The sequence below is a fragment of the Geodermatophilus sp. URMC 65 genome, assembly GCF_053502545.1.
On the sequence record NZ_CP199954.1, the window covers coordinates 824,868 to 845,579 of the forward strand.

At 72.3% G+C, this 20,712-nt stretch carries 17 protein-coding genes; 5 read left to right on the forward strand and 12 right to left on the reverse strand.

Annotated elements, in window-relative coordinates:
• Positions 1 to 141 precede the first annotated feature (141 nt).
• From ACWIX7_RS03835 to ACWIX7_RS03860, 6 genes are all read right to left on the reverse strand, one after another.
• Entirely contained in the window at positions 142 to 1,230 is a 1,089-nt protein-coding gene (locus tag ACWIX7_RS03835) for an SDR family oxidoreductase (protein ID WP_448620296.1), read from the reverse strand.
• Between the two features lie 65 nt (positions 1,231 to 1,295).
• Positions 1,296 to 1,751, reverse strand: a complete 456-nt coding sequence (locus ACWIX7_RS03840) for a VOC family protein (protein ID WP_448620297.1) — start codon at positions 1,749 to 1,751, stop codon at positions 1,296 to 1,298.
• 24 nt (positions 1,752 to 1,775) lie between these two features.
• A complete protein-coding gene (locus ACWIX7_RS03845; protein WP_448620298.1) occupies positions 1,776 to 2,840 on the reverse strand; it encodes an alcohol dehydrogenase catalytic domain-containing protein in 1,065 nt (354 codons plus the stop codon).
• Between the two features lie 46 nt (positions 2,841 to 2,886).
• Complete coding sequence (locus ACWIX7_RS03850) at positions 2,887 to 5,406, reverse strand: ATP-binding cassette domain-containing protein (RefSeq protein ID WP_448620299.1); 2,520 nt, start codon at positions 5,404 to 5,406, stop codon at positions 2,887 to 2,889.
• A gap of 100 nt (positions 5,407 to 5,506) precedes the next feature.
• Entirely contained in the window at positions 5,507 to 6,613 is a 1,107-nt protein-coding gene (locus ACWIX7_RS03855; RefSeq protein WP_448620300.1) for a substrate-binding domain-containing protein, read from the reverse strand.
• A gap of 50 nt (positions 6,614 to 6,663) precedes the next feature.
• Complete coding sequence (locus ACWIX7_RS03860; RefSeq protein WP_448620301.1) at positions 6,664 to 7,683, reverse strand: ABC transporter permease; 1,020 nt, start codon at positions 7,681 to 7,683, stop codon at positions 6,664 to 6,666.
• A gap of 680 nt (positions 7,684 to 8,363) precedes the next feature.
• On the opposite strand from ACWIX7_RS03860, the gene ACWIX7_RS03865 reads away from it, so the two are divergent.
• Positions 8,364 to 9,080: a helix-turn-helix domain-containing protein gene (locus tag ACWIX7_RS03865; protein WP_448622128.1), complete on the forward strand. Its 717-nt coding sequence runs from the start codon at positions 8,364 to 8,366 to the stop codon at positions 9,078 to 9,080.
• A gap of 210 nt (positions 9,081 to 9,290) precedes the next feature.
• Positions 9,291 to 10,073, forward strand: a complete 783-nt coding sequence (locus tag ACWIX7_RS03870) for an SDR family NAD(P)-dependent oxidoreductase (protein WP_448620302.1) — start codon at positions 9,291 to 9,293, stop codon at positions 10,071 to 10,073.
• Positions 10,074 to 10,132: 59 nt separating this feature from the next.
• Here ACWIX7_RS03870 and ACWIX7_RS03875 read toward each other — a convergent pair whose 3' ends face one another.
• Positions 10,133 to 10,987 carry a fumarylacetoacetate hydrolase family protein gene (locus tag ACWIX7_RS03875; RefSeq protein WP_448620303.1) on the reverse strand — a complete coding sequence of 285 codons (855 nt, stop codon included), beginning with the start codon at positions 10,985 to 10,987 and terminating at the stop codon, positions 10,133 to 10,135.
• Positions 10,988 to 11,046: 59 nt separating this feature from the next.
• Here ACWIX7_RS03875 and ACWIX7_RS03880 point away from each other — a divergent pair, with 59 nt between their 5' ends.
• Both ACWIX7_RS03880 and ACWIX7_RS03885 read left to right on the forward strand, forming a co-directional pair.
• Positions 11,047 to 11,787, forward strand: coding sequence for a FadR/GntR family transcriptional regulator (locus ACWIX7_RS03880; RefSeq protein WP_448620304.1), 741 nt, complete (start codon positions 11,047 to 11,049; stop codon positions 11,785 to 11,787).
• A gap of 18 nt (positions 11,788 to 11,805) precedes the next feature.
• A complete protein-coding gene (locus ACWIX7_RS03885; RefSeq protein ID WP_448620305.1) occupies positions 11,806 to 13,053 on the forward strand; it encodes a DUF3500 domain-containing protein in 1,248 nt (415 codons plus the stop codon).
• 153 nt (positions 13,054 to 13,206) lie between these two features.
• Here ACWIX7_RS03885 and ACWIX7_RS03890 read toward each other — a convergent pair whose 3' ends face one another.
• The 5 genes from ACWIX7_RS03890 to ACWIX7_RS03910 all read right to left on the reverse strand — a co-directional run bounded on the left by ACWIX7_RS03890 (position 13,207) and on the right by ACWIX7_RS03910 (position 19,484).
• Positions 13,207 to 14,568 carry an FAD-binding oxidoreductase gene (locus ACWIX7_RS03890; RefSeq protein WP_448620306.1) on the reverse strand — a complete coding sequence of 454 codons (1,362 nt, stop codon included), beginning with the start codon at positions 14,566 to 14,568 and terminating at the stop codon, positions 13,207 to 13,209.
• A gap of 640 nt (positions 14,569 to 15,208) precedes the next feature.
• Positions 15,209 to 15,790: a hypothetical protein gene (locus ACWIX7_RS03895; protein ID WP_448620307.1), complete on the reverse strand. Its 582-nt coding sequence runs from the start codon at positions 15,788 to 15,790 to the stop codon at positions 15,209 to 15,211.
• On the reverse strand, positions 15,787 to 18,291 hold the full coding sequence (locus ACWIX7_RS03900) for a caspase family protein (protein WP_448620308.1): 2,505 nt from the start codon (positions 18,289 to 18,291) through the stop codon (positions 15,787 to 15,789). Before ACWIX7_RS03900 ends, ACWIX7_RS03895 begins: the two co-directional genes overlap by 4 nt.
• Positions 18,288 to 18,974: a hypothetical protein gene (locus tag ACWIX7_RS03905; protein ID WP_448620309.1), complete on the reverse strand. Its 687-nt coding sequence runs from the start codon at positions 18,972 to 18,974 to the stop codon at positions 18,288 to 18,290. The genes ACWIX7_RS03900 and ACWIX7_RS03905 overlap by 4 nt, the downstream gene beginning before the upstream one ends.
• 381 nt (positions 18,975 to 19,355) lie before the next feature.
• Positions 19,356 to 19,484 (reverse strand): hypothetical protein, encoded by a 129-nt coding sequence (locus tag ACWIX7_RS03910; RefSeq protein WP_448620310.1) that lies wholly within the window; start codon positions 19,482 to 19,484, stop codon positions 19,356 to 19,358.
• A 310-nt stretch (positions 19,485 to 19,794) separates the two neighbouring features.
• Here ACWIX7_RS03910 and ACWIX7_RS03915 point away from each other — a divergent pair, with 310 nt between their 5' ends.
• A complete protein-coding gene (locus tag ACWIX7_RS03915; RefSeq protein WP_448620311.1) occupies positions 19,795 to 20,559 on the forward strand; it encodes a hypothetical protein in 765 nt (254 codons plus the stop codon).
• Positions 20,560 to 20,712: the final 153 nt, after the last annotated feature.

Below are 20,712 nucleotides of genomic sequence, written 5' to 3' on the forward strand. Positions count from 1 at the left end.
CAGGAGGCGCCTGAGCGGCGCGCGCGACCTGGCCGGTGGACGGAGCACTCGGCGGTGGCGTGACAGCCAGTGTGCGGATGTGGTGACCCGCATCACTGTTAACTAAGAGCGTACAGAATCCTGACTCTGTTCACAAGCACTTCACGTAACCGTGGTCGCCGCCGCGGTCGGGATGACCCGCTCCTGGCGGAGCCGGTCGAACAGGTCCAGGAACGAGCGCTCGCTGTCCTGGACGTCGGGGAAGCCGGCCTCCCGGCTCTTGGCCATGTCGGCGTGGGTCTCGACGGTGCGACCGAGGTCGCTGTCGGTGTGCCACCACGGGGCGAGCCGGTCGACGTCCGCCTCGACGAGCCCCTCCCGCTCGGCGATGCGCCGCCAGGTCTGTGCGGCGTCGGTCATCTGCTCGACCAGCGGCGTGGGGTGACCCGGATAGGGGGCCGGCTCCACCCCGAGACCCGAGGCCACGACCTCCCACATGCGACGCCAGTGGAAGGTGTCGCCGTTGACCACGTTGAACGCCTCGTTCGCCGCGGTCGGTGACGTGGCGGCCCAGACGAGGTGCCGGGCCAGCAACCGGGCGTCGGTGACGTCCGTCGTCCCGTCGTACTGCTCGGGGGACCCCGGGAACACGAACGGCCGCCCGGTCTCCTTGGCGATGGTGCCGTAGACGGCGAGCGTGACGCCCATGTTCATGGCGTTGCCCAGCGCGTAGCCGATGACGGTGTGCGGTCGGTGCACCGACCAGCGGAACCCGTACTTGTCCGCTGCGGCGAAGAGGATGTCCTCCTGGTCGTAGTAGAAGTTCTTGTAGTCCAGCCGCGGCTGGCTCTCCCGGAATGGGGGCTTCGCCGGGTTCTGGGCGTACGCCTCGAACGGGCCGAGGTAGTGCTTGAGGCCGGTGACCAGGGCGACGTGCTCGACGGTCCCGACGGCGCCGGTCGCGTCCAGCGTGTGGCGGAGCATGGCCCCGTTGACCTCGATGTTGCGGTCCTCGGTGTCCTGCCGGAGCCACGTGCAGTAGAAGAGGTGCGTCGCCCGGACCTGCTCGGCCACGGCGGTGACCGAGGCGGGGTCGAGCGCGTCCCCGGTGACCGGTCGCACCCCGTCGGCCTCGGCGCCCGGGCGGCGGGACATGCCGTAGACCTCCCAGCCGGTGGCGGCCAGGTGCTCGGCGGTGTTGCGGCCGGTCAGGCCGGTGGCGCCGACGACCAGCGCTCTGCGGTTGCTCATCGGATCTCGCTTTCTCCGCCGCTCCCGCCCGCGAGAGGGATCGGCTCGTCGATGCGGGGACGGGCTCAGGGGTGGCCGTGGGCGGCGCTCTGGAAGAGCTCGAGCGTCACGCCGTTGGGGTCCGTGAAGTAGGCGAAGGCGCACCCCGCGAGCGGCCCCTCGTCGATGGCCAGCGGTGGAGCGAGGAACTCCACGCCCTTGGCCTGGAGGTCCTCGTAGGCCTTCTGCAGGTCCGGGACGTCGATGCACACGTGCGCGCTGCCGACGTCGGCGTTGGACCGGTCGAAGGTCTCCTGGCGCTCGTTGGCGTAGCAGAGCAGCTCGATGACACAGGGCCCGAAGCGGAGGAACGCGAAGCTCAGGTCGGCGTCCGGGACCCCGACCGCCCGCGACAGCTCGGGGCCCGAGCCGGTCGCGACGAACTCCCGTTGGACGTCGAAGACCCGCTCGTACCACTGGAGCGACTCCTCCAGGTCCCGGACGGTGATCCCGACGTGGTGCACGTCGCCGAACGAGGTCATGGCAGTGCTTCCCTTCTCTCCTGCTCAGGAGCCGGCGCGGACGAGCACCTTGAGCTCGTCGCCCTGCGGGTCGATGAGCGTGTCGAATCCCCGTGGCACGACGTCGTCGAGCGCGATCTCGGCCGTGACGGCCTTGGCCACCGGGTACTGGCCCGTGGCGATGAGCCGGATGATCCGCGGCCAGTCGGTGGTGTTCCAGCACCAGCTGCCGTAGAGGGTCAGGTCCTTCTCCGACAGCGCCATCGCGTCGAGGGTGGCCGGCCTGGTGTGCAGCCCGGTCTGCACGATCGAGGCCCGCTTGCGGGTCAGCGTGACGCAGCTGGACAGGCCCGGTGTGCTGCCCGAGCACTCCACGGCCAGGTCGACGCCGTCCCCGCCGGTGAGCTCGCCGACGAGGTCGTCCAGCGCACCGGTGGTGGGGTCGACGACGTGCCCGATGTCGAGTCGCTGGGCCAGTGCGGCCCGGTTCTGGTTGGGCTCGGAGATGATCACCGAGGAGGCGCCGGCGGCGCTGGCGTACATCGCGCTCAGCACACCGATCGGCCCGGCCCCGGTGATCAGGACGACGTCGCCCCCGGTCACCCCGGCCCGCTCCACGCCGTACGCGGCCACGGCGGCCGGTTCCACGACCGCGCCCTCGAGGTCGGACACCTCGTCGGGCAGCCGGGCCACCTGGTACTCCTTGACGACGGCGAGCTCGGCCATCCCACCGGTCTCGGCGCTCAGGCCGGTGCAGGCGAACTGCACGCAGAGGTGCCCCTGACCCCGCCGGCAGTACCGGCACCGCCCGCACACGATCGCGGGCATGATCGCGACCCGGTCGCCGGGCCGCACGTCACGGACCGCGGGGCCGACCTCCACGACCCGCGCGGAGAACTCGTGCCCGAGGGTCTGCGGCAGCGTGACGCCGGTGAGGGGGTGCGGTGACGTGGGGGTGACGATCGGCCCGACCGCGTACTCGTGCAGGTCGGTCCCGCAGATGCCGCAGTAGGACGGGGCGATGAGCACGTCGTCGGACTCGGTGATCTGTGCGTCGGCGACGTCCTCCACGCGGATGTCGCCCTTGCCGTGGTAGCGGGCAGCGCGCACGGGGCTGCTCCCTTCTCGATCGGGTGGAGTGGTTCGGGGGTCGCCGTCAGTGGGCGACGCCACGGCGGGTGCCGCGGATCTGGCTGTAGACGACGGCGGCGACGACGATCAGCCCGCCCTGGAAGATGTACTGCCAGGTCTGGGTGAGGTCGAGGAACGTCGTGGCGTTCAGCAGCTGGACGATCAGGCCCGCTCCGAGGAGGGTCCCGACGAAGCTGCCCCGCCCGCCGAGCAGGCTCGTGCCGCCGATCACGACGGCCGTGATGCTGCTCAGCGTGTAGCCGACGCCCTGGGCCGGGTCGCCGATGCCCAGCTGGGCCAGCAGGATCAGCGCGCCCAGGAAGGTGAACACCGACACCGCCACGTAGGCCAGCACGACGGTCCGGGTGGTGCGGACGCCCAGTCGACGAGCCGCCTCCTCGTCGGAGCCGACGGCGCGCAGCCGCAGTCCCCATCCGCTCCTGCGCAGCAGGAACTCCATGACGAGCGTGGCGACGACGAAGAGGACGAAGGCCACCGGGATCGGACCGACCGTCCAGGTGATCGCATCGGTCACGGAGCGGCTGATCAGGCCACCGGGTTCGCCTCGCAGCAGGAAGCTGAACCCCTGCAGGGCGATGTAGGTGGCCAACGTGGCGGCGACGGCCGTGAACCTCCCGAAGCGGATCAGCGAGCCGTTGACCAGCCCGGTGGCCGCGGCCAGCACCAGCATGAGGACCAGGCCCAGGACGATCGTGCCGGCGGATGACCCGTCGACGAGGAAGAAGGACCCGACGACGACGAGGAAGCCGGCCAGCGGTCCCACCGACAGGTCGATGCCGCCGGTCATCAGGGCGATCGTCTGACCCATGGCGATGAACCCGAGGGCGGTGCACAGCAGCATCACCGAGGTGACGTTGAACGGGAAGAAGTACCGGTCGTTCTGGGTGTAGATGTACGCGGCCAGGCTCACCATGACGGCGGCCAGGATGACGACGGGGGCGTAGTCCCCCTCGAGGCGTCGGCGCAGCCCGGAACTCCGCGGGGTCTGTGCCTCCCGCTCCGCCTCTTCCTTCTTCAGGGTCGTGGAGGACACGGCCGCGTGGACCATCCGCTCCTCGGTGACCTCGTCGCCGCTGAGCGTCGCCACCACGTGCCCGCGGGACATGACGACCACGCGGTCGCACAGCCCCTCGAGCTCCTTGGCGTCGGAGGAGGCGACGATCACCGGGACGCCGCCGGCCGAGACCTCCCGGAGGATGCGGTAGATCTCCGCCCGGGCTCCCACGTCGACGCCCTGCGTCGGCTCGTCCGCGAGGAGGATCGCCGGCTGGGACAGCAGCGCCCGCGCCATGACGACCTTCTGCTGGTTGCCCCCGGAGAGCGCGGTGACCGGCGACTCCATCGACCGGGCCTTGACGTCCAGGGCGCCCAGTTCGGCACCGACGAGCTCGACCTCCCGACGCCTGCTGACCAGGCGGCCGGTGCGCAGCCGGTCGAGGGCCGCGACCGCGGCGTTCTCCCGGACCGACATCGTCATCATGAGGCCCTCGTGATGACGGTCCGCGGGCATGTAGGCGGAGGTGTCGTGCAGCTGCCGCGGGGAGAAGTCCCGGTCGCCGATGCGGACGGTCCCGGTCGATCGCGTCAGGCCGGCCAGGGCACGCAGCAGCTCTGCCTGACCGTTGCCGACGACGCCGGCCACACCGATGATCTCCCCCCGATGGCCGGTGAACGAGACGTCGGAGAACCCGTCGCCGGAGAGACCCTCGACCACGAGTGCGGGCGGCCCGTCCACCTCGATCGGGTGCTTGGGCGGGAAGGTGTACTCCAGCTGGCGCCCGACGATCATCGCGAGGAGCTCGTCGTCGGTGACGTCGTCGACGACCACCGTCCCGCGGTTGCGGCCGTCCCGCAGGACGGTGACCCGGTCGGCGAGCTCCCGCACCTCCGCCATCCGGTGGGTGATGTAGACGATCGCCGTCCCCTCCTGCGCGGCGGAGCGGACCCGGTCGAAGAGCAGGTCCACCGAGTCCTGGCCGAGCGGAGCGGTCGGCTCGTCGAGGATCAGCAGCTTCGGCCGCAGCGCCAGCGCCTTGGCGAGCTCGAGCAGGTGCTTCTGCGCCAGGCTCAGCCCGTTGACGCGGTCCTCGAGGTGGATGGTCAACCCGACGTCGTCGAGCAGCCGGCGCATCGACGCCGTCGTGCCACCGGCGGACTGGAGGTGCTCCCCGGGGACGGCGACGAGGATGTTCTCCGCCACGGTCATGTCGGGCAGCACCGCCGGGTGCTGGTGCACGATGGCGATACCGAGCCCGCTGGCCAGCGCCGGGGTCAGTTCGTCGACGACCTCCCCGAGGACCTCGATGGTGCCGGTGTCGGGCCGGGTGGTACCGGACGCGACCCCCATGAGGGTCGACTTGCCCGCGCCGTTCTCCCCGAGGAGGGCGTGGACCTCGCCGGGCCGCACCTCGATCGACACGTCGGTCAGCGCGGCCACCGCGCCGTAGTTCTTCGAGATCCCGGACAGGGAGATCGTCGGGCGCCCGCCGACGACGACCGGGCTCTGCTGGGTCTGCTCTGTCACCACGGGTCCTTCGATGTCGAGGGTGTGGGAGTGCCGGCCCGGTGGGTGGCGCAGCCGCCGCGCCGGAGCGGACGGCCGGCGCCACCCGCCGGCCGATCGGTCATCCGATGACGTCGGCCTGCTGGTCGCCGGGCATCTCGGCGGAGAGGTAGACGTCCCCGGGGAGTTCCGGGTCGCAGGTGACCTGCTGCGGCTGCCCGCTCACGGAGTCCTCGAAGGGCGACGACGGGTAGACGTCCTCAGCGGGCACCTCGCCGCCGGTCGCGCGCGCGACGGCGTGCTGGACGGCCAGGCGGGAGTGGTCGTTCTGGGTCGAGATGGTGAACAACTCGAAGTCCGGGTTGCTGGCCTCGTTCTCCTCCCAGAAGCAGGCGAGCTCGTTGCCGTCGGAGGTGGCGATCGCGGGGATGGAACGACCGCTGTCCGTGAAGACCGGCAGGGCGCCGACCAGCGAGGGGCCGAAGTCCGAGACGATGACGTCGATCTGCGGGTTCTTGGCGATGGCCGCGGTCAGCACCTGCTGCGTCTCGGCGGGATCCCAGTTCGTGACCTCGAAGGGGTCCTCACCGATGAAGGTGTACTTGCCCGTGGGGTCGAGGACCTCGTGCAGTCCCTCGGCCTCGTCGGTCCCCTGGCTGTTGCCGGGAGGGCCGCTCAGGAACAGGATGTTGCCGCCGTCGGGCAGGTTCTGCTGGATCCACTGGGCCCAGAGCGTCCCGGCCTGCTTGAAGTCGCTGCCGATGAAGACGTCGTAGTCCTCCCCCGGCTCCCCCCCGGGGTCGACCCGGTAGGGCACCGTCACCACGCCGGCCTCGTAGGCGGTACGCAGCGCGGGCAGGATGGCCTCCCCGGCGTCCGGGAAGACGACGAGCGCGTCGACGCCCTTCGCGACCATGCCCTGGATGTCGGCGATGGCCTTCTGGGTGTTGCCCTGCCCGTCCGCGTACTCGAAGGAGGTCACGCTCGGGCACTTGCTGACCTCGTCCTCGGCGGCAGCGGTGGTGACCAGGCGCCAGCTGTTGCCGCCGAAGCCGTCGGTCATGCCGAGGACGGCCTCGTCGGGGCCACACCACGACGGGACGTCGCCGTTGGCGGCAGCGCCACCCGCCGATGTCCCACCGTCGTCGCCACCGCCGCACGCCGCGAGGGTGAGGACTCCTGCGCTGCCGAGCGCCAGCAGCCTGGTGCGGACCTTGGATCGGTTCATGGGTCGGTTCCCTTCTCGGTTCTGTCGGACGATGGGACGGAGCGCGCGTGTCACGTGGCGGTGCGCGGGGTCGGTGACGACCGGGAGAACCTGGCGCGGAGGGTGCGCCAGTTGACGCTGTAGAGCGCGACGCCGACCGTCAGGGCGGCCGCCTCGACGAGGGTGCGGATGGCGAAGGAGACCCCGAGCGCGAGCACGAACTGGTCGAGCTGGCTGAGGAACAGCGCGGCGACGGCCGTCGCCATGAGGTAGCCGCGACCACCGAGCAGCGAGGTGCCGCCCAACACCACCGCCGCGACCGAGGGCAGGAGGTAGGCGTCCCCCTGGAACGCGGTCGGCTGGGCGATGATCCCCGCGAGCAGGACGCCGGCGAGCCAGTAGAGGACCTGGGCCCACACGTAGGCGGCGGCGCGGTGCCGGGTCACGGGCAGGGCCGTGGCGAAGGCCGCAGCCGGGTTGGCCCCGACGGCCTCGAAGCGCCGTCCGGCTGCGGTGGTCTTCACCACGACGGCAGCCACGGCCACGACGACGACGGCCACGTACACCGAGTTCGGGATGCCCCACGTCAGGCCACCGGCGACGCTGCGCAGCAGATCGGTCGTGCGGCGCGGTGACCCCCCGGAGATCCCCAGCACGCCCGCGTACAGCAGGGCGTTCATGCCGAGCGTCGCGACGATCGGGTTGAGCCCGAGGCGGCCGATGAGCACGCCGTTCCCGATCCCGGCCACCACGGCGACCGCGAGGCCCAGGGCGAGAGCCGGCAGCAGCTTGCTGTCGTCGCCGTTCGGCTGGTGGGTGCTGATCACGACCGCCAGCGAGATGGCGCCGGGAACCGACAGGTCGATCCCGCCCTGCTGCACCACCAGGGTCTGACCGATGGCGGCGATCGCCAGCACGGACGCGAACGGCAGCATCCCGAGCAGAGCGCCGCGACTGATGCTCGTCGGCGCCAGCAGGCCGCTGGCCACGAACAGCGCGACCACCGCGACGGTGACGGTGATCAGCCCGCGGGAGACGGCGATGCGGGGCCCGGCCTCGATGGCGGGGCGAGCTGGTGCGTCGAGGGTCATGGCCTCGGCCTCCTCCGGTGGTGTGGCCTGCCGGATGCCGTGACCGGCGTCACGGCGTGATGTGGGACCGTACAGATGGTCCAGCATGTTCACAAGCACTTCACAAAATCTGGAGATGGGTCCATGCTCGTCCGCGATCGGGTGAGGCAACCCACGTCCGTCACCACGGCGTACGCCCGGCCGGCCAGCACTGTTAAGCAAGGTCGATCGCTGTTAAGCGCTGAGCCGCTCGTGGACGGCGATGGGAGGGTGCTGGTGGGGATCGACGCCGTCACCAAACACGTGAGAAGGGGAGGAGGCGTCCGTGACCAGCGCATCCCGGCCGACCCGAGGAGCGAGCAAGGGGGCACCACGCGGGACGGCCGGCCGTCCGAGGGGCGCCGGCGGCTACAGCGAGCGAGAGGAGGTGCGTCGGCAACGCAGATCGCGCGGAAGGCCGTGTCGGACTCCGCCGCGGACGCCCGCGGCCGGCCCACCGCGCCCGAGGACGTCATGGGGACGGCTCGGCGCCTGGTCCGGTCCGACCCGGATCACCCGACCGACCGGGTGGTCATGACCGACGGGGCGTCGTCCTGGTGGGAGGCGTGGGGGCCGTGGACGCAATGGATAATCGAGGGATCACCGCCAGCGACAGGGGAACCAGCATGGGCACCAACGCGGAACCGCCTGCCGCCGCGGAGATGGACCCTTCGGAGACCCTCGGTGGTCGGCTCCGGCAGGCGCGGCTCCAAGCCAATCTGTCACTGCGTGAAGTCGCTCGACAGCTCGGGGTCTCCGCGTCCTTCGTGTCACAACTCGAGAACGGCAAGTCCCAGCCGTCCGTGGCCACGCTCTACTCGTTGGCGCGGCTGCTCGGGGTGTCCATCGACCGGCTCTTCGACGAGCAGGACCACGCCGCACTCCCGACAGGGACCTCCTCCGTGACGCCGCAGGCCGAGGAGCACGCCCGCCCTCCGGCACCCGTGGCCGACACCACCCCTGGGGAGGCCGATCCCCTCCACCGCGGCAAACCGGGCTTCCCGGCTGTCACCTGGGGTGAGCAGTCCGCCGAGCCGCCGCGCTTCTCCGTCACGACGCCCGGCCAGCGGAGCCGGTTGGTGCTGGAGTCCGGGGTCTCCTGGGAGCAGCTCGTCCGCAAGTCCGACGAACTGGACTTCATCGAGCTCGTCTATCCCCCGGGCAGCAGCTCCACCATGGACGGCCGCATGCTCCGCCACGACGACTACGAGTACGGGATCCTGCTGGAAGGGGAGCTCGAGGTGACGCTCGGGTTCGACGTCTTCGTCCTGCACGCGGGCGAGGCCATCGGGTTCGACTCGACGATCCCCCATCTCTTCCGGAACCCCGGGACGACGCCGGCCCGCGGGATCTGGGTCATGCACCACAGGCACCAGTAGGCGCGGCCAGCACCAGCACCAGCAGCGCGGCGCCAGGACATCGCGGACGCCGCCGAACACCTCGTCGGGGCCCGCTCGCCGTACGCGACCGAGCGTGTCGCCGATGGTCGATCGGCGGTGCCCCCGTTCGACGAGGGATGCCATCCACCCGGCCCGACGGTGCCGACAACGGTCACCCACGGGCTCACCACTCTCCACCGAGGAGGATCCATGGACGCTCTGAACGGGCGGGTCGCCGTCGTCACGGGGGCCGCACAGGGCCAGGGCGCGGCAGAGGCGCGGCTCCTGGCCGCACACGGCGCCCGCGTCGTCATCACGGACCTGAAGGACGAAGGCCGGGCGCTGGCCGAGGACATCAGCGACGCGACGCCCGGTGGTGCCGAGTTCATCCGGCTCGACGTCACCGACGAGCAGGGCTGGGGCACCCTGGCCGACGACCTGCGCCGGCGTCACGGGCGCCTGGACGTCCTCGTCAACAACGCCGGGGTGGCATTCCGCTACGGGTTGATGGAGACCACGCGCGAGGACTTCGAGCGCGTGCTGGACGTCAACCTCGTGGGTCCGTTCCTGGCGATGCGGACTCTCGCGCCGCTGATGCGGGACAGCGGCGGCGGCTCGATCATCAACGTGGGGTCGGCCGCCGGCATGACAGGGCACTTCTCCGCGGCCTACTCCGCGAGCAAGTGGGGCCTGCGGGGGATCACGAAGGTCGCCGCCATGGAGTTCGCACCGTGGGACATCCGGGTGAACGCCATCCACCCCGGGATCGTCAACACGGCGCTCGTCCCCGGGGACACCGCCTTCCCCCAGGCCATGACGCGCTTCACCCCGCTGGGACGCGCAGCGGAGGTCGATGACATCGCCCCCCTGGTCCTCTTCCTCGCCGGCGACGGATCCCGTTTCATCACCGGCTCGGACCTGCCCGTCGACGGCGGACTCGTGGACCTGGGCGTCTACGACGCCGTGGCCAAGGAGTACGCGGACCTCAAGTGAGGCCCCGGGGCTGCCCGGGCCGCTCGCGCCGTCGAGCGGCCCGGGCAGCCCCGGGCTCGTCATGCCGGGCGGACCCGGGCGTCGTTGCCGACGACGGTGTTGCGCAGGAGGCCGAGGCGCTCCACCTCGACCTCGACGACGTCGCCGGGCTGCAGCAGCCACGGGGGCGTGCGCGCGTAGCCGACGCCCGACGGGGTGCCGGTGGCCAGCAGGTCACCGGGCCGCAGCGTGAAGGTGCGCGAGATCAGCGAGAGGGTGTCGCCGACGGTGTAGACCATCTCGTCGGTGCGGCCGTCCTGGACGACCTCGCCGTTGACCCGGGTCCGCACCCGCAGCCCGTCGCGCAGGTCACCGACCTCGGCCGCGGGCACCATCGGGCCCAGCGGGCCGGAGTTGTCGCCGTTCTTGCCCAGGATCCACTGCGACGTGAGCTTCTGCGCCCGCCGCGAGGTCAGGTCGTTGAACGTCGAGTACCCCACGACGGCGGCCAGCGCCTCCTCCGGGGTGGCGTCGACCAGCCGCGCGCCCACCCAGGCGACGACCTCGCCCTCCCAGTCCAGGCCGTCCTCGTCGGCCGGCACCGGCACCTCGGCGCCGTCCACGGTCAGCGAGGCGGTCCAGCGGGCGAACAGCGTGGGGTGGGGCGGCAGGTCCTGGCCGGAGAACGAGCCCTCGGCGACGTGCTTGAGGTAGTTCAGCCCGATGCACACCACCCGGGCGCCGGGCAGCACCGGCGGCACCCGCTCGACGTTGGCCAGGGCGCGCGTCGGGCCGGCCGGTGTCCGGCCCAGGTACCCGGCGGCGTCGGCCCAGAACTCCTCCACGGGCGCGACCACGGTGACCTGCGCGCCGTCGTCCGACAGCGTGGCGACCTCGACGGGTCCGCCGTCCCGCCGGATGCCCACGATCCTCATCTGCCATCTCCTCGCGTCGGTCGACAAAACTGTGTAAAGGTTCGGAGGTTTGTGATTCGATGAGCAGCATGTCGCAGAGCCCCTCCGCCGGACAAGCCCTCGGCGACGTCGGCGTGCTCACCGGCATCGGTCGCGCCGGACGCACCCGCGCCGAGCAGCTGGCCGCTGCGCTCGACGCCCGGATCCGCTCCCGCGGACTGGCGGCCGGCGAGCCGGTCGGCACGCTGGACTCCCTACGGGCGGAGACCGGCTTCGCGTACGCCACGGTGAGCGAGGCCGTGCGTCTGCTCCGCGACCGGGGAGTCCTGGAGATCCGCCCGGGGCGCGGTGGAGGCCTGTTCGTCGCTGACCGCGGTCCCGTGGTGCGACTTCGCCACACGTTGTTGAGCGTCGAGGAGGAGCCCAGGACCGTGGCGGACGCGATCGAGCTCCGCGACCACCTCGAGGTCCTCGTCGACGTCGGCGCCGCCCGGCACCGGACCGAGCAGGACGTCGCCGATCTGCGGGACCTGCTGCAGCGCATGCGCACGGCGCCGGACTGGGACGGCTTCATGCGCGCGAACTGGGCGCTGCACGAGCGGATCGCCGCCCTCAGCCCCAACGCGATGGCGCGGGCCGTCTACACCAGCACCCTGGGCCACCTCACCGCCGCGTCGTCCCGCTTCGCCGAGGACGACCCGGCCTCGGTCCGCTATCGCACCGAGCGCTACCAGGTCCACGTCGACCTGGTCGAGGCGATCGCCGACGGCGACGAGCCCGCCGTCCGGGCCGCCGTCGCCCGGCACAACACCACCACCTGAGCGCCGAGAGGGCCCGTCATGTCCGGTGAGTTCCGCCAGTACCTGTACCCGCACGACCACCCGCGGCTGGCCGAGGTGCGGGGCATGGACCCGTACGCCTACGGGGAGGCCTCGAAACAGCTGGGGACGTTCACCGGCGGGCTGGTCGAGGGCTGGACGCCGCTGTACCGCAACGAGTTCCGCGGCGTCACCGAGGACGGCACGCTGCGGGAGGGCCTGTACCCGCTGGAGCCGGCGCGGCCCGGCGAGGAGGCGCCGGTCGCGGCGATGGTCGCCGCCGCCGAGGACCTGCTGTCGGCGCTGGACGACGAGGATCGCACGCGGATCACCCTCGACGTGGACGCCGTCGAGTGGCAGACCTGGGCCAACCCCGAGTTCCTGCAGTTCGACACCGGCCTGCGGCTGGACCAGCAGCCGGAGGTCGTCCGCGAGAAGGCGCTCGCGCTGGTGCGCGCCTCGCTGTCGCCCGAGGGCTACGAGATCGCCCACGCGATGATGCTGATCAACGGCTTCCTCGGCGAGGTCGTCGACCTCGAGACGATCCTCAACGAGTTCAGCTACAACATCGCCCTCTACGGCACCCCTGACCTGCGGGCCCCGTGGGGCTGGCAGCTCTACGGCCACCACTGCGCGGTCAACTGCCTGGTCGTCGAGGGCCGGATGGCGCTCTCCCCCGTCTTCCTCGGCGCCGAGCCCGACGAGATCGACGCCGGCCCCCACGCCGGGTTGACCGGGCCGTTCGCCGACCGCATCGACCACGGCCTGCGGCTGATGGCCGCGCTGCCCACCGCGCAGCGGCGCGCGGCGACGGTCTACGAGCAGATGGTCGACCCGGCCATGCCCGAGGGGCGGGTGCACCCCGGCGACGAGCGGCACCTGGCCGGTGCGTTCCAGGACAACCGGGTCATCCCGGTCGAGGGCATCCGCGTGGCCGAGATGCCGGCCGAGGCCCAGCAGCACGCCCTCGCCATCGCCGAGACCTTCGTGGAGCTGCTGCCCGAAGGGCCGCGCGCCGCCCGGCTCCGCGAGATCGCCGACCACCTCGACGAGACCTGGTTCTCCTGGATCGGCGGGTCACGGCCCGGCGACGTCTTCTACTACCGGTTGCAGTCCCCGGTGCTCATCGCCGAGCTCGACCACCACTGCGGCGTCTTCCTCGACTACGACACCCCGAAGACCTTCCACATCCACACGGTGCTGCGCACGCCGCACGGCAACGACTACGGCCGGGCCTGGGTCCGCCAGTGGCAGGCGGATCGGGCGTGACCGGCCCTCGGGACCCGGAGCGCGCCGTGGTGCGGCACCGGATCGCCAGGTCGGGAGGCCGCGAGCCGGCCGGCGTCCCTCCGTGACGGGGGATCGACGCGACCAGGCGTACTCCGACACGGCCCGGGACGCGGCTGCCCGGCTCTCAGGCGCTCAGCCGGCCGGGGCGATGTTGGAGTTGAAGCGGAAGACGTTCGACGGGTCGTACTCGCTCTTGAGCGCAGCCAGCCGGGCGTACGTGCGGTCCCCGTAGGCGGCCTGCACCTGCTGCGCCGGTTCGTCCGACAGGAAGTTGACGTAGACCCCCTGGGCGAAGGGTCGCAGCGCTGCCCACGCCGTCCGCGCCCAGGTCCTGTGGCGCTCGGGCTCCGGGTCGTCGGGCAGCCAGGAGGCGCCGACCTTGATGTCGTGCGCTGCGGTCCGCCCGGTGAAGGCGGTGGCGTCGTCGTCGACCCGGGCCACGGCCCCGCCCAGGGTGAAGACCCCGATGGCCGAGAGCGGCGAGGTGACCGCGGCAGCCTGCTCGACGAGCACGTCGATGGCCGGGTCGGTGAGTGGCGGCAGCTTCCAGGACTTCCAGTAGTAGTGGCGGCCGTGGGGGTAGGCCGGGTCGAACGCCGCCTGGTGGGCCACGTAGGGCTTGGGCGCGACACTGTCGAGTGCCGGCGTCCGGAACGTGCGGAGCGGGCGCAGCACCTCCTCGCCCTCGTCGACCGGTCCGGCGTAGCAGACGGCGAGCGCCACGATGGGGCGCCCGTGCAGCTCCTCGGGGAACACGGGGAGGGGCGGGGCCAGTCGCAGATTGGCCACGATCCCGACCTCGTCGGGTGCGTCGGCCACGAAGTCGCGGAAGCAGCGCAGCACCGCGCCCGCCTCCTCCATGGGCCACGCCAGCACGCCGGCGAGCACGGTGGGCCCGACCGGGTGGAGGCGGTACTCGAAGGACGTGACGACGCCGAAGTTGCCCCCGCCGCCCCGCAGGCCCCAGAACAGATCGGGGTGCTCGTCCGCACTGGCCTCGAGGAACCGGCCGTCGGCGGTGACCAGGTCGCAGGACGCGAGGCTGTCGACGGTGAGCCCGAAGCGGCGCATGAGGTGGCCGATCCCGCCGCCCAGCGTCAGGCCGCCGATCCCGGTGTGGGTCACGATGCCGCCGGTCACCGCCAGCCCGAATGCCTGGCTCTCGCGGTCGACGTGGCGCCAGAGGCATCCACCCTGGGCACGGGCCGTCCGCCGCAGCGGGTCGACCCGCACGCCGGTCATGGCCGACAGGTCGACCACCAGACCGCCGTCGCACATCGCGTGCCCGGCCACGGCGTGACCCCCACCGCGGATCGCGACCGGCAGGTCGCGCTCCCGGGCGGAGCGCACCGCGGCCAGCACGTCCGCGGTCCCGGTACAGCCCGCGATGACGGCCGGCTTGCGCTCGACGTCCCGGTTCCATATCTGCCGGGCGGTCTCGAACCCCTCGTCGCCCGGTTCGAGCACGGTTCCCGAGAACCCTGCGATCTCCATGACGCTCCCCCTCATCGGTTCTCTCGAGGTGGATCGAGCGTGTTCGGCGGAGCCGCGCCGGAGAAGTGCAGGGTGTGGACCCCGTGCGCCGTCCTCAGCCGCGCGCCGAGGTCACGACGAGTTCCGCGCCGTGCAGCGGTCGAGGGCCGAGCACCTGGTCCCGGCGCCAGATGGGGGAGCCCCGGGCGTGGCACCCCACCGCAGCTCGTGCGGGAGTGGTGCACCGCGACGGGTCCGACGATGTCGAGGAGTCCGGCGTCGCCCAGCTGGGCGGCCATGGTCGTGGCGTGCTCTGCGGACATGTCATTCCTCTCAGGGACGTGCACGAGTGGTCGACGCGCCAGCCGGATCGGGACCGCTGTCGACCGCCCACCATCGCGGGTGTCCGACGTCGCGTGGAGGAGCGCACGGCTGTGCGGGTGACCCGCCTACCGACGACCTCTACGGCACCAGGGTGCCGGTGCGCCATCACGGCAACATCACGCGATCATCACCACTGAGGCGCCACGACGGAGGACCGGAGGAGTTCGGGGCCGACCGCCCGGGATCGACGCGGTGACGTCCTGCCCGAGGATCGCCAACGCCGCACCCGCCGGTGCCGCTGAGGGTGCGGCACATCCCCTGCCTCCTCGGTTCCTCGTCACGGGAGCCGCCACCCCCCGTAGGGCGCGTCCGGGGTGAGCGGCGGGACCTCGGTCCCCGTCCGGGCGGTGAAGGCAGCGGGGTCGACCAGGTGGACCGACCACGGCGGCTCCGGTGGCGCGCCGTCCCGCTGCGCCCAGACCTCCAGCCCGCTGCAAGCGGGGGCATCCGGGCCAGGGGGGACACGGGTCAACGACCACCATCCCCCGACGGGTCGCGCGATGCCCTCCAGGGCGCGTCGCGGCGGCACCGGCAGGCCGGTGAGGTCGCCGGCGGCGTCCGTCGCCGCGCCACCCGCCACGGCGTCCGTGGGTCCGCCCGGTCGCAGGTGCGCGAGGACCCGCACCGCCCACGCGGGCGCGTCCAGCGGCCGGGACAGGCCGACCCACAGCGCTTCTCCCTCGGGAACCGGGACGACCAGGCCGCGCGGACCCTCCTGGACGACCGGCAGCGCCCCCCAGCTGCGGGGCAGGTCCCGCACGACCGCCGGTCCTGGGCACGGGTACCGCTGGAAGGACATCGACAGCGTGTCGGCGATGGGAAACGCGTACAGCACCTCCGGCACTCCCCCGGCGATCATGGGGACGCGGCCCGCGCCTCCCAGAGGCCAGCCGTGGCGGTCGCGGGGATCCCGAGGCGTCGGGCGGCCTCCCGGACCCCCGACGGGACGGCCGGTGCCTCACCGCCCCGGCCCGGGCCGGACCGCAACGCCTCGCGCCCGCGGTCGGCGGACGCGGGGGGCGGGGCCGCCCCGTCGCTCTGGCCGAGACCGTCGGCCCACTGCCGGAGCTGACGGTCGTGCGCCTGCTTGGTCGCCGCGTCCGCTGCCCAGACGAGGAGCGGCCCGATCCGGGTGGAGGCGTGGACCCGCGCCCAGGTTCGCACGGGCACCAGTTCGGGACGGTCGTAGGAGGCCACCACGACCAACTGCCAGCTCGCGCTGAACATCGGCGGGGCGCCGAACGGCCGGGTGGCACGCAGGGCCGGGTCCGCGCACCGCAACGACAGCGCTTCCACGTCGGGGTGCTCGTCGACCAGCAGGTCACGCAGCCGGGTCACGGCCCGGTCGAACACAGCGGCGCGACCGCTCTCGCTCCCCGCGGGGCCCGCCATCGCCCGCAGCAGCAGGTGACAGCCGATGATGCCGGCGATCGGGTCCTCGTACTCCTCGAGCAAGGCGCGGCGCAGTTCACCCCCGCGTCCGCCGCTGAACGCGTCCCGCCCCTGGACCAGCGCCAGCCGTGCGCCCTCGACGACCTGGTCCTGTTCGGGTGCGGCCGGGGCTGCCGGACGGCGCATGAAGAGCGCCACGTCATCCGGCTGGACCACGCCCTCCGCCCCACCCTGCTCCTCGTCGCGCCAGCCGCCGCCCAGACCGGTGGTGCGCCGCAGCACGACCTGGGTGACCCACCCCGGGGAGACGACGACCGATCCCTCGAACGCGCCGCGACCCAGCTCCTGCCGCAGGGTGTACGTCCCTGGCGCGACGGGCCGTTGCCAGACGGCCACCGGCTCCGGGCCCGCGACGGCCGGTCCACTCCCACCGAGGTCGGCCACGACCTTCCCCGCCGGGTCCAGCAACTGCAGCCCGCCCAGCGGGTGCGGCAGGGCCGGGGTGGCGTCACCGGGGTGCTCGATGCTGTAGCGCCCCATCACCGACATCGCCGACGCGTCACCCGCGGCGCTGACGCCGGGACCCTCCCGCGCGGCGGTGAACAGCGCGGAGTGCTGCTCGTCCGTCCCGGCGCCCCCCGGCAGGGGCGCAGCGGACAGCAGCGCGGGTCCGTCCGCGGCGACGACCAGGTCCCGGTCAAGGAGGACCACCTGCTCCGCGGCGGTGGTGAGGTCGCGGCCGAACAACGTCCGGACCTTGTAGACCCCGGGCGCCTCGGTCTCCCTCAGCTGCCCGGTCTGGGTCAGCACGCGCTGGAACTCCGGATCGACGACGACGACCGTCGTGGCCGGATTGGTGACGTCCACCTCGAGGCAGAACAGCTCCGATCCGTCGCACGGGACCACCGCCGGGCCGGAGCCGTCCACGGTGACCTGCACGGCCCCTGAGCCGGCCACCTGGAAGCCCTGGCGGAGCCCGGCGTCGGGGACGTCGACCACGTAGAGCCCGCGCACCAGCTGCCCCGTCCACTCCGGCCCCGTGAGCTGCTGGCCGACGACCTGCCGGTGCGGCGCCCCTGACCAGAGGCGCAGCTCCTGCCCGGTGGACGCCGTCGGGAGCGAGAGGGTCACGTCGTAGACCGGCCGGGCGGGGAACCGTGCGAAGTCCATGCCCTCGTCAGCCCGCACGAACGGCTGCAGGTCGACCGCGGCGGTCCGCTTCACCGCCGGCGGCAGGTACTCGGCCATCGCGTTGTGCAGGAAGTCCTGCAGGCTCTCCCCGGTGACCCGGCCGCGGCGATCCGCAGCCCCGCCCCGCAGGCCCGCCAGCAGCGTCCAGGTGAAGACCCCGTGCACCTCCCCGTCCGGCATCGCGACCTCGAGCGCGCTCTTGGTCTGCGCGGCCACCGAGATGAACACCGGTCCCGGGACCGCCGTCCCCAGCTGGACCCGCAGCGGCACCGGCTGGACCGGGATGGACTGCTGGTAGTTCATGCAGGCGTCCACCCACAGCACCGACTGCTCGAACCGCTGCGCCTTACGGAACCAGCGCAGCCAGGCGTGCACGTACACGTGGGAGGGGCTGAGCTGGCTCGCCTCGGCGGTGAAGACCGCCGCCTCCTCCAGGTCGGGGGCGAACCCGTGCCCGGAGAAGTACAGGTACAGGCGCCTGCCGGGGCTGCCGCGCGTCCGCTTCTCCAGGTCCTCCAGCGCCTCCTTGATCCGTTGGCTGGCCGGCTGGGGGTCGGCGTCGTCCGCCACGCAGTCCGCAGTCCGGAGCAGGACGACGTTGTCCGCCGGCAGCCGCCCACCGGCCTCGTCCACGAGCCAGTCGCGGACGGCGCGCGCGTCGTGGTCGGGGCCGTGCAGGTCGGCGGCGACCCCCTCGGCCGCCAGTTGCGGGTAGTGCGAGATGCCGACGACCAGGGCGTGGTCGCCGACCATGAGGCCGCCCGGGGCAGCCGTCACCAGGGATAGGCCTTCTTGATGAAGTCCACGTCGGTCGAGGACAGCTCGCGGTTGAACCCGACGGAGAAGCCGTCCGTCGTCCAGGACGCGGGGATCGGATACATCATGATCGAGTTTCGGTCCACCGGCGTGCTCTCGAGCTGGGCCGGGTCGTAGCGCGCGAAGATGTTGTTCTCGATGGTCTGCGGGTCCCAGTTGTTCGGCGGACCGGAGAGGTCGGCGATCACCGCATCGCGGTTCCAGGCGATGGGGTGGTTGGGGTTCTGGTGCTCGTGGATCAGGCCGAGGGCGTGCCCGAACTCGTGGAGGACCACGCGGCGCAGCTGGTCGTCCGGTGAGTCGGGGGTGAGCCAGCCGTAGTTCATCGTCGGCTGGCCGACGTCGATCTGCTGCGCCACCGTGCCGAGGTAGGACCAGGACCCGTCTCCCTCGGTGAAGGCGATCCGCACGTCGCCGCGGCCGTCACCGCCGAACCGGAGCCCGACGTTGGCCATGTCGGGGCCCACCCACTCCTCGGCGACGGCGCGGACGCGGTCCTGGAGGGTTCTGTCACCGCCGAGGAACTGCACGCTGATCTGCGTCCCCAGCGGCCACTTGAACTCCTCGACGAGGGCCGCCCTCGTCGCGAGCTCGGTCGGCCGATCCGCGATGGCGATGCAGTAGTGGCGGGCGTTCTCGGCCATCAGGGCCTCCTACGGTCTGCGCCCGGCCGTGCCGCCGCGCACGTGAGACGACGGCGGCCGGACGGTCCTGAAAGGGTGTCCGCACGCTAGGGCCGCGCCGTCACCGCACCGTCATCGGCGACAGCCGCGTCGGCACTGCCCGCAGGCGGCCGGCCGAGGCAGCCGTCGAGGGAACCGGAACGGGATCGGCATGCCCGCGTCCTGGTCGTACCCCGGCATCGTCACGGTGCCCTCTGGCCTGCCTCCATGACCAGCGACGTCCACTTCGGCCGCGAGGTCGCAGTCGCCGGCGCAATGGTGGTCGGACGATCTCGCCAGGCGGCGGAGCCCTCGGCTCGATGGGGCGGTCGCTCACGACCTGCCCCGCGGGTCGGAGTCAGCTCACGGCCGGTCCGGGGTCTGCTCGTCCGCCCGGTCGAGGGCGACGGCGACGTCCATGCCCAGCGCCCGGCGACGCGGCCGGGACGTCCCGATGCCGAACGCCGCGATCTGCCACGGCCCGTGGGGCACGCCGCGATGGCGCGCTCGGTGATCGGCGGCGCTGACGGTGCTCGCGTGCACCCGGATCAGGACATCGCCCCGGCCACCCGCGGCCGCGGCACCTGCTCGATCCGAACGGTCCCCGAGCCACGGAGCCGGCGGTGGACGGCGGCCCGCATCGGACGGCCCCCGCGGACCGATCGACACGACGGCGACGACCGCGACACCGGTCGGGGCTTCGCAGCAGTCGGTCACCGGTCCACGGGTCGGACGCGGCTGTCCCCCTCCCGGAGCCGCCCGCTGGCATCCTCCGTGCGTCGCCAACGGACAGGAGACCGACATGACCGGCGGATTCGCCTTCCCCAAGCCGGAGTTCGACATCGAGTCGACCGTCGAGCGTGCGATGGCGCTGATCAACCGGACTCTGCAACCCTCCCTCGAAGAGGCCCAGAAGGTCGTCGACAAGGTCCGTGCGGGCAAGCCCCTGGTCGCACCGGGGAACCTGGTGGGCGAGGTGACGCGCGGGAATCGGATCAGGGCGGCGCGAGCGGTCTCCTACTCCCTGCCGTCGATCCTCCCGGGTTACGGAACGGCGATCTCGGCCGCCGCGCTCCCGGTCGCCTTGAGGGAGGTCCTGAAGGAGGCGGTGAGTGCGGCCATCAAGGTCGGACTGCTCCATGACAGGGACCTCACCGACCCCGAGCTGACCCGTATCGCCGTCCTCCTGGTCCTCACCGACGGCGCGGTCAGGCTCGACAAGACCGGGCGGATCCGTCCGGACGCGATCCTGGGACCCCACGCGTCGCTGCTGGGACAGGGCGCTGCGTACGACGCCCTGGCGACCCTGACGGCGACGGAGCGGCAGGAGATCGCCGCCTCGCAGTCGGAGATCCTCCGGGCATGGGCGCTGGCGGTCGGACCGCCACTCCTCGCCGGGCTGTTGCCCTTCGGCTTGGGTCCCATGGCCGCCGCGAACTACATGCAACACGTCCTGAAGGGCACGATCACGGCCGCCACGAGGATCTTCGGGCCCGCCACACCCGCGACCGTGACCGTCGAAGAACTCCCCGCACGCGAGGTCCAGCAGGACCGTCCCGAATCCTGAGTCAGCACGTCAGCCGGCGTCCTTCGTGCCGGTCCGGGTCACGACTCCGCGATCCGGACCCCTCCGGGGGACGCCACATCGCGCTCGATCTCGACGACGCCGCCCCTGGGCACCGGCGGCTGAGGGGCTCAAGCCCCCATCCCCACACTGCCA